This is a genomic window from Burkholderia sp. AU32262 (assembly GCF_020419985.1).
Lineage (GTDB): Bacteria > Pseudomonadota > Gammaproteobacteria > Burkholderiales > Burkholderiaceae > Burkholderia > Burkholderia semiarida.
The window spans coordinates 1-1,399 of sequence record NZ_JAIZRS010000071.1; the positions used below are offsets into that span (position 1 = coordinate 1).

The 1,399-nt window shown below is 54.1% G+C and carries 1 rRNA gene; it reads left to right on the forward strand.

Going from position 1 to position 1,399, the window contains the following annotated elements:
* Window positions 1-1,399 (forward strand): 23S ribosomal RNA (locus tag LGN10_RS33345); the annotation flags it as partial.

The window sequence follows — 1,399 nt, forward strand, 5'->3', positions numbered from 1 at the left end:
CGGATCGCGGAAGGTTGTCCGGGTGTTGGACGTCCCGGTCGCTGCATTGGAGAAGGCGCTTAGGCAAATCCGGGCGCAGGATTCAAGGGTGTGGCGCGAGCTCCTTCGGGAGCGAAGCAATTGGAAGTGGTTCCAAGAAAAGCCTCTAAGCTTCAGTCTAACGATGACCGTACCGCAAACCGACACAGGTGGGCGAGATGAGTATTCTAAGGCGCTTGAGAGAACTCGGGAGAAGGAACTCGGCAAATTGGTACCGTAACTTCGGGATAAGGTACGCCCTTGTAGCTTGACTGGCCTGCGCCAGGAGGGTGAAGGGGTTGCAATAAACTGGTGGCTGCGACTGTTTAATAAAAACACAGCACTCTGCAAACACGAAAGTGGACGTATAGGGTGTGACGCCTGCCCGGTGCCGGAAGATTAAATGATGGGGTGCAAGCTCTTGATTGAAGTCCCGGTAAACGGCGGCCGTAACTATAACGGTCCTAAGGTAGCGAAATTCCTTGTCGGGTAAGTTCCGACCTGCACGAATGGCGTAACGATGGCCACACTGTCTCCTCCCGAGACTCAGCGAAGTTGAAGTGTTTGTGATGATGCAATCTACCCGCGGCTAGACGGAGAGACCCCATGAACCTTTACTGTAGCTTTGCATTGGACTTTGAACCGATCTGTGTAGGATAGGTGGGAGGCTATGAAACCGGAACGCTAGTTTCGGTGGAGCCGTCCTTGAAATACCACCCTGGTTTGTTTGAGGTTCTAACCTTGGCCCGTGATCCGGGTCGGGGACAGTGCATGGTAGGCAGTTTGACTGGGGCGGTCTCCTCCCAAAGCGTAACGGAGGAGTACGAAGGTACGCTAGGTACGGTCGGAAATCGTGCTGATAGTGCAATGGCATAAGCGTGCTTAACTGCGAGACCGACAAGTCGAGCAGGTGCGAAAGCAGGTCATAGTGATCCGGTGGTTCTGTATGGAAGGGCCATCGCTCAACGGATAAAAGGTACTCTGGGGATAACAGGCTGATACCGCCCAAGAGTTCATATCGACGGCGGTGTTTGGCACCTCGATGTCGGCTCATCTCATCCTGGGGCTGTAGCCGGTCCCAAGGGTATGGCTGTTCGCCATTTAAAGAGGTACGTGAGCTGGGTTTAAAACGTCGTGAGACAGTTTGGTCCCTATCTGCCGTGGGCGTTGGATATTTGAAGGGGGCTGCTCCTAGTACGAGAGGACCGGAGTGGACGAACCTCTGGTGTACCGGTTGTCACGCCAGTGGCATCGCCGGGTAGCTATGTTCGGAAGAGATAACCGCTGAAAGCATCTAAGCGGGAAACTCGCCTTAAGATGAGATATCCCTGGAGGCTTGACCTCCTTGAAGGGTCGTTCGAGACCAGGACGTTGATAGGTC